Source organism: Paraburkholderia phosphatilytica (assembly GCF_003443895.1).
Taxonomy (GTDB): Bacteria; Pseudomonadota; Gammaproteobacteria; order Burkholderiales; family Burkholderiaceae; genus Paraburkholderia; species Paraburkholderia phosphatilytica.
The window spans coordinates 63117-69866 of sequence record NZ_QQOA01000036.1 but is presented as its reverse complement, the minus strand read 5'-3'; the positions used below and the strand labels follow the sequence as shown (position 1 = coordinate 69866).

At 60.7% G+C, this 6750-nt stretch carries 6 protein-coding genes; all 6 read left to right on the top strand.

The window, feature by feature from the left end; all coding sequences use genetic code 11:
* The first annotated feature begins 740 nt into the window (after window positions 1–740).
* The 6 genes from DVS29_RS28650 to DVS29_RS28625 all read left to right on the top strand — a co-directional run bounded on the left by DVS29_RS28650 (window position 741) and on the right by DVS29_RS28625 (window position 6437).
* On the top strand, window positions 741–1886 hold the full coding sequence (locus DVS29_RS28650) for a porin (protein ID WP_164708006.1): 1146 nt from the start codon (window positions 741–743) through the stop codon (window positions 1884–1886).
* A 66-nt stretch (window positions 1887–1952) separates the two neighbouring features.
* The gene (locus DVS29_RS28645; RefSeq protein WP_124800725.1) at window positions 1953–2945 is read left to right on the top strand and encodes a YncE family protein; all 993 of its coding nucleotides are present in this window, start codon (window positions 1953–1955) and stop codon (window positions 2943–2945) included.
* Between the two features lie 132 nt (window positions 2946–3077).
* Complete coding sequence (gene oxlT, locus DVS29_RS28640; RefSeq protein ID WP_118183905.1) at window positions 3078–4373, top strand: oxalate/formate MFS antiporter; 1296 nt, start codon at window positions 3078–3080, stop codon at window positions 4371–4373.
* A 71-nt stretch (window positions 4374–4444) separates the two neighbouring features.
* Complete coding sequence (locus DVS29_RS28635) at window positions 4445–5299, top strand: histidine kinase dimerization/phospho-acceptor domain-containing protein (RefSeq protein ID WP_118183904.1); 855 nt, start codon at window positions 4445–4447, stop codon at window positions 5297–5299.
* 108 nt (window positions 5300–5407) lie between these two features.
* Window positions 5408–5674: a DUF4148 domain-containing protein gene (locus tag DVS29_RS28630; RefSeq protein ID WP_118183903.1), complete on the top strand. Its 267-nt coding sequence runs from the start codon at window positions 5408–5410 to the stop codon at window positions 5672–5674.
* Window positions 5675–5834: 160 nt separating this feature from the next.
* Window positions 5835–6437, top strand: a complete 603-nt coding sequence (locus tag DVS29_RS28625; protein WP_118183902.1) for a phosphatase PAP2 family protein — start codon at window positions 5835–5837, stop codon at window positions 6435–6437.
* The last annotated feature ends 313 nt before the right edge of the window (window positions 6438–6750 follow it).

The window sequence follows — 6750 nt, the reverse complement described above, 5'->3', positions numbered from 1 at the left end:
CTTCATGACTGTGGGACCGTTCCGTGAGCTTCTTTCTACAACGTCCTCGGCCCCGTCAGCGATGACTGCCGAGCCGAATAAATCAGCGTTTCCTTAGCGGTGACCGGCGTATGGCAATTGAATGCGCAAATAAAACAAAAAATCTGCTTAAAGACCCGGTCCAATGCGCGTAATTCAAAGAAACCTGCGAATGTAAATCACAATCACATTTCTTCTCTTAGCCTTTGCTGTCGGGGGATTCCCTGATCCAATGCTTCGACATCCAGATCGTTGACTTTGAGAAGACTCCTCCATCCTTACATTCTTCTTCGATCCCACTGCACGTATTTGCATCCTGTCAGAAATCAATTGAAAACCGGACAGGCCCGCTGCGCATTGGCTAGAAAGCGGGCGGCAGCATACGGTATGCCACATACGATATCCGCTCGAAACGCGCAAAGGGCATTCAGCGGAGCGCTGGACAATAAGAATGGCTTACACCTATAAGAACGCCCTTATCGTTCGCATAAATTCATTCGATTGTCCTTAAGTTTGGGCCGGCGTCACAGTGCGCCCGTGGATCACTGAAGCCCTGCACTGTTCGTTCATCCACCTGATTCCAGATAGCGACGATGCACGTCACCGGGCGTGACCCGGCGGCGTCCCTGTCGCTGTCCACCGGCATCTCCGTGCGAATCCGCTGCCTGGACAGCGCATCTATCGATAAGCATCACTAATTACAATTACCAAGAGGAATGACTGTGAGACATCTGAAATATCGAGCAATTGCTGGAGGCGTGGCGGTCGTGGTGTCGAGTCTCGCGCATGCGCAAAGCAGCGTGACCCTGTATGGCACGCTCGACGAAGCGGTCGCGTACTACAACAACGCAGGCGGCCACTCGGTGGTCGAAATGCAAAGCGGCGACAACGCGGCGTCGTACTGGGGCCTCAAGGGCAGCGAGGACCTTGGTGGCGGGCTGAAAACGGTCTTCACACTGGAGAGTTCGTTCAACATCACGAACGGCCAGCTGTCGGGCAATCGCATCTTCGCGCATCAGTCCTTTGTCGGAATCGCCAAGGATTCACTGGGAACGTTGACGATGGGACGGCAGTTCGACCCGACGGTCGACCTGGTCCAGCCGATCACCGGCGACGCGATTGGCGGCCCCGTCTTCACGACGCCCGGCGACGCGGACAACAACGACGACACGGTCTGGATCAACAGCTCGGTCAAGTACGCAAGCCCGACTTACGCGGGCTTCCAGTACGAGCTGATGTACGGCTTTGGCGGGCTCGCGGGCAACACGACCGGCGGGCAGTCGTACTCGGCTGCTGCAGCCTATAACAACGGCGGGCTGACACTTGCCACCGGCTATCTGTTCTCGAAGAACGACGTGAACGGCAACGGCGCCGCCGACCTGACGCAGAACAACTCGGTTACGCCGCTCTACGACTCGACGCCGATGTTCGGCTCGCGCCAGATCTTCCAGGCGGCGGCGCAATACGTGATCGGCAGCCTGACGGCCAACGTGCGCTACAGCAACGCGCAGTACAAGCCGTACACGAATTACGGCGCGTTCAACCGAACCGAAACCTTCAACATCGGTGCCGCGGCGATGCAGTACCAGTTCAACCCCGCGTTCTCCGCCGGTTTGAGCTACGTGTACACGCGCTCGAGCGGCGCATCTTCCGCGACCTACAACACCCTCGGCGCGAACGGCATCTACACGCTCAGCAAGCGCACGAGCCTGTACGCGGCGGCCGGGTACTCGCACGCAAGCGGCACCACGTTCAGCGCGGATGGATCGGCCATCGTCGCGGCGGGCGGCACGATCGGCGATCTGACCTCGAGCTCCAGCAATCGCACGCAGGCCACCGCAATTCTCGGCATCACGCACAAGTTCTGACCGGCCGCTTCCAGGCCGCCGGAAATCAACCTCAAAAACACAATCACTCACTGAATCGGAGACAACATGGCTCACTTCATGCGCAAAGCGCTGGCGCTCGGTCTGGCAGTCGCGGGACTGTGCTCGGCGACGGCTTACGCCCAGACGTCGCAATACACGCTCGTCAAGACGATCGACCTGCCCGGCGCGAAGGGCGGTCACGGTGACTGGGTCGCCTACGACAAGGACACCAACGCGGTGTGGCTGTCGCAGTCGCCTGATCACAATGTGGTCGTGATCGACGCAAAGACGATGACCGTCAAGAAGACGCTGAGCGGCGTCGATTCCGGCAACGGTATCGATTTCGACGCGCATCACGCTTACGTGACGGACGCGACAAGCGGCAAGCTGATGATCTATGACAAGCGCAACTTCAAGCTGGTGTCCACCGTCGACAGCGGCGGCAAGACGCCAGACGGCGTGAACGTCGACACGAAGTCGGGCAGCGTCCTGCTCGCGAACGACGACAGCAACAACGAAGCCGTTTTCGAAGGGAAGGCGCCGTTCAAGCTCAAGACATCCTTCAAGCTGAAGCCCGAAGACGACAAGGACGGTCCGGACGTCGCCATTTACGTTGCATCGACGGACCGGCTGTACCAGCCGGTGGGCAGCCGCATCGACGTGGTGAACCCGAACACGAATGAAATCGAGGCCGTGTGGGATTTCGGTCTTAAGGGTCCCGCCAAAGGCGGCGTGTATGACGCCAAGACCAACCACCTGATCTTCGGCACCGGCGACAAGAAGATGATCGTCGTCGATCCTTCCACCGGCAAGCTCATGACCACCATCAGCGTGGCCGGTGCCGTCGATCAGACCGCCATCGACGCGCAGAAGCGTCGCGCATTCATCGGCGACAAGACCGGCGACCTCGAAGTCATCGATCTGGACACGAACCAGGTCGTCGACCATATCCATACCGAGCCGAAGGTGCACACCCTCACGGTGGATACGACCACGCATCGCGTCTACGTGTATCTGAACCAGAGCAACAAGGTTGGCGTGTACGAGCAGAAGTCGTGATGGTTCGAGGCCAGTCTCGCGGCGCGGGCCGCGTGCCCGCTCTGCGAATGGCCTCGTGTATCACGTAGCGCCGAGGGTCGCGCGCGGCTCGCCGTCAGCGCGATCGGTTATCTAATCTTGGGAGAAAGAGTCATGGCAACCGCTGGCTCGAGAGCAGGCAGTCCCGCGCTGGGAAACCGGTGGCTTCAACTGCTGATCGGTATTGCCTGCATGGCGCTCGTCGCCAATCTGCAGTATGCGTGGACGCTTTTCGTCGTTCCAATGAAAACGCAAAATCACTGGACTGGCGCGCAGATCCAGACGGCGTTTTCGATCTTCGTGCTGGTCGAAACCTGGCTGGTGCCGCTGGAAGGCTGGCTGGTGGATCGCTTCGGCCCGCGTCCCGTCGTGATGGGCGGCGCGCTTTTCGTCGGCCTGAGCTGGGTGCTCGATTCGTTCGCCACGACGCTGCCTTCGCTCTATGTTGCCGCGGCGATCGCGGGGATTGGTGCGGGCTGCGTGTATGGCACCTGCGTCGGCAACGCGCTCAAGTGGTTCCCTGACCGGCGCGGTCTCGCTGCGGGTCTCACCGCTGCCGGCTTCGGCGCGGGCGCGGCGTTGACCGTCATTCCGATCGCCAACATGATCCACGAATCGGGCTACCAGCAGACGTTCTTCACGTTCGGGCTGATCCAGGGCATCGCGATCTTCATCCTCGGCATTGCGCTCGTCCGACCACAACCGAGTGCGAAGATCAAGCCCGCCACGCGCGTTGCGACCAGCACGATCGACTACACGCCGGCACAGATGATCAGAAAGCCGATTTTCTGGTTCATCTATCTGCTGTTCGTGCTCGTTGCCGGTGGCGGTCTGATCGCGACCGCGCAGCTCGGTCCGATCGCGAAGGCGTTTGGCTTTGCGAAGATGCCGATGCAGATCTTCGGTGCGACGCTGCCGCTGCTCACGCTCGCGCTGTCGATTGACAATCTGCTCAACGGCCTGACGCGTCCCATCTGCGGATTTCTTTCGGACCGGATCGGCCGCGAAAACACCATGCTGATCGTGTTTTCCGGCGAAGGACTCGCGCTGCTCGGCATGAATGCGTTCGGTCACAACCCGTACGCATTCCTGGTCTTCGCGCCGATGATCTTTCTGTGCTGGGGCGAAATCTACTCGATCTTCCCGGCGCTTTGCGCGGATACGTTCGGCAGCAAATTCGCCGCGTCGAATGCGGGCACGCTCTATACCGCTAAAGGCACCGCGTCGTTGCTCGTGCCGATCGCTTCGCTCATGGTCGCAGGCGGGGGTTCGTGGGATCGTGTGCTGATCAGTGCGGCCGTGGTGTCGGTTGCAGCAGGTCTCCTGGCCAAGCTGGTGCTCGCACCGATGAGAAGGCGCTGGTTCGACTCGAACGGCGTCGAGGCTGGCGTAGTTCTGCAGACGCACTAAAGCACGCATCTGACGTGCGTGGCGGGCGAACGGGGGCGACGCAATCCATCAGGCGCTGGCTCCTGACCCGGTTGCTGTTCGGGCTGGCGATATCCGGGCTGGTGGCCGCATGGGGCGTCTACCAGCTCGCGCGCGGAGAAGCGAGCGAGCTGTTCGACTACGATCTTCGCGCGGTCGCGACGTCGTTGCCACGCTTGGGTGATTCGATCCGCCGCAGCGTGGCCACTGACGTCACCGGCCCTTTCGACGGGCGGATGGCGATCACGATCTGGGATCGGCAGGGGCAACTCGTCTTCGATTCAGGTCCGCATGTTCCAGCACAGCGTGTTCCTCAGGGATTCCACACAGTCGACCATCGCGGTCGTGCCTGGCGCGTGTTCGATATCCAGCAGCCCGACCGATTCGTACAAGTCGCGCAGCCCGTTTCGGAAGTCGACGAGGTTGCATTCGGTCTCGCGTTACGTACATTGCAGCCGCTGTACGTGTTCTTCGTCGCGATCATTGCGCTGATGCTGTGGGCCGTGACGCAAGGGTTGACGCCCATCCGTCGACTTGCCGTCACGCTGTCCGCACGCGGCGGCGATTCGCTTAAGCCGATACCTGGCGCGGCGCGGTTGCCTGCGGAGATCCGCGCGCTGGTCGACGAACTGAACGCGTTGATCGCGCGCGTCGATGCGATATCGGCAGCACACCGAAGGTTCGTCGCGGATGCCGCGCATGAACTGCGTACCCCGCTTGCCGCGCTCAAGCTTGAACTGCAAGTGGCATCACGTGACGGCTCGCTTGTCGCGCAGCACCGCACGCTCGAAGACATCGAGGCGAACCTGAATCACATGATTCGCATGGTCGCGCAGATGCTCATGCTGGCACGCGAACAGTCGAAAGCACCGTCCACTTCGATACCCGCACACCACGCTGCGACCTGAATTACGGGTTAACCATGTCTTAAGCTGGCTCGTTCCATCCTGAACGTGCCCGATGCGATCCGCTTTACATCCAGCATCGGGATGCGTCGACTTAAGGAGGTACGAACCATGAACCCGACCACAAAACTTCTCGCTATTGCAGCACTGATTGGATCCACACTGTGTTTCGCGCAGCAGTCTGTCGCAGCCGTCACACGCACTCAGGTTCGCGAAGAACTCGCGCAACTGGAAAAAGCCGGCTACAGGCCGGCGTTCGGACGCGACAACAAATATCCTGACGACCTTAAAGCCGCCGAGGCCCGCGTCGCCGCGGCGAAAGGCGGCGCCGGTGCAGGGCAAAGTGCCGGAAACCAGGGGCAGCCTGCGGCGAACTAATCAGTTAACCGTCGCTTAAGCTTGATCTGTCAACATTACGCACCGACCGCCAACGAGCGGTCCGCGGAAGCATCGGGTGGTTGCGTCAGCCTGCCTGTCTGCTGCCGAACGCTTCCGCGGCAACGCCATCACGTTTTCAACAATCGTTCTCCACTCAAACATGCAGACAGTCGAGGCCCTCAACCGGTCGTTATTCCTCGTCATCAACGGTACACCGACATCGCCGTCCTGGCTGATCCACATCGCGCTGGCCGTCGCGAACTACGCAATCTGGCTGGTTCCCGTTACGCTCGTCGGCCTGTGGCTGACCGGCAATGTTCGAGATCGCGAAGCGGCGCTCCGCGCATTCGTCGTCACGATGCTTGCGCTCGGCGTGAACCAGCTGATCGGGCTGGTCTGGACACATCCGCGGCCCTCCGCAATGGGGCTGGGCTACACGTTTCTCCCGCACACTCCGGACTCGTCGTTTCCGAGCGACCATTTCACGGTGCTGTCCGCGCTGGGTGTGACGCTGTTTGCCGGCGGCATGTGGTGGAGAGGCTATACGATCGCGATCATCGGCCTCGCGGTCGCGTGGGCGCGCATTTACGTCGGCGTGCATTTTCCGCTCGACATGATCGGCGCACTCGTCGTAGCCGGCCTCAGCTATGCCGCGATCGCGCCCGTCTGGAATGCGTTTGGATGGGACACGACGCAGTGGGTCGTCTCGTTGTATCGCAAGTTGCTCGCGAAGCCGATCGTCCTGGGCTGGCTGCGGGCCTGAACTGCCGATATGCCTGGGATACCGCACTATCTCGCAGAGAGTGCGAACACGAAGGGCACGCAAGCGCCCGTGAAGCCACCGCGCGCACGCGGTTCCAGGCCGTCCAGTCCTTCACGTAACTCACAACGCGTCGATGTGAAGTCGACACTTAAGCGGCGGTTAAGCTCACCGCAGCGACAATCGAATCCAGACTGATCCGAAGCGAGCGTTGTTCTCATTCGCTTCCTCACGTTCTTCACGACACATTCCTGGAGCCTGGTTTGATCGACGCTTTCCCCGGCGGGCGGAGCGTGTGGGTACCGCTTTGCCTGAC

Excerpts from the sequence above, each read along its gene's own strand:
- DVS29_RS28625 (WP_118183902.1), top strand. The coding sequence starts at position 5,835 with ATGCAGACAGTCGAGGCCCTCAACCGGTCGTTATTCCTCGTCATCAAC.
- oxlT (WP_118183905.1), top strand. The coding sequence starts at position 3,078 with ATGGCAACCGCTGGCTCGAGAGCAGGCAGTCCCGCGCTGGGAAACCGG.
- DVS29_RS28630 (WP_118183903.1), top strand. The coding sequence starts at position 5,408 with ATGAACCCGACCACAAAACTTCTCGCTATTGCAGCACTGATTGGATCC.
- DVS29_RS28645 (WP_124800725.1), top strand. The coding sequence starts at position 1,953 with ATGGCTCACTTCATGCGCAAAGCGCTGGCGCTCGGTCTGGCAGTCGCG.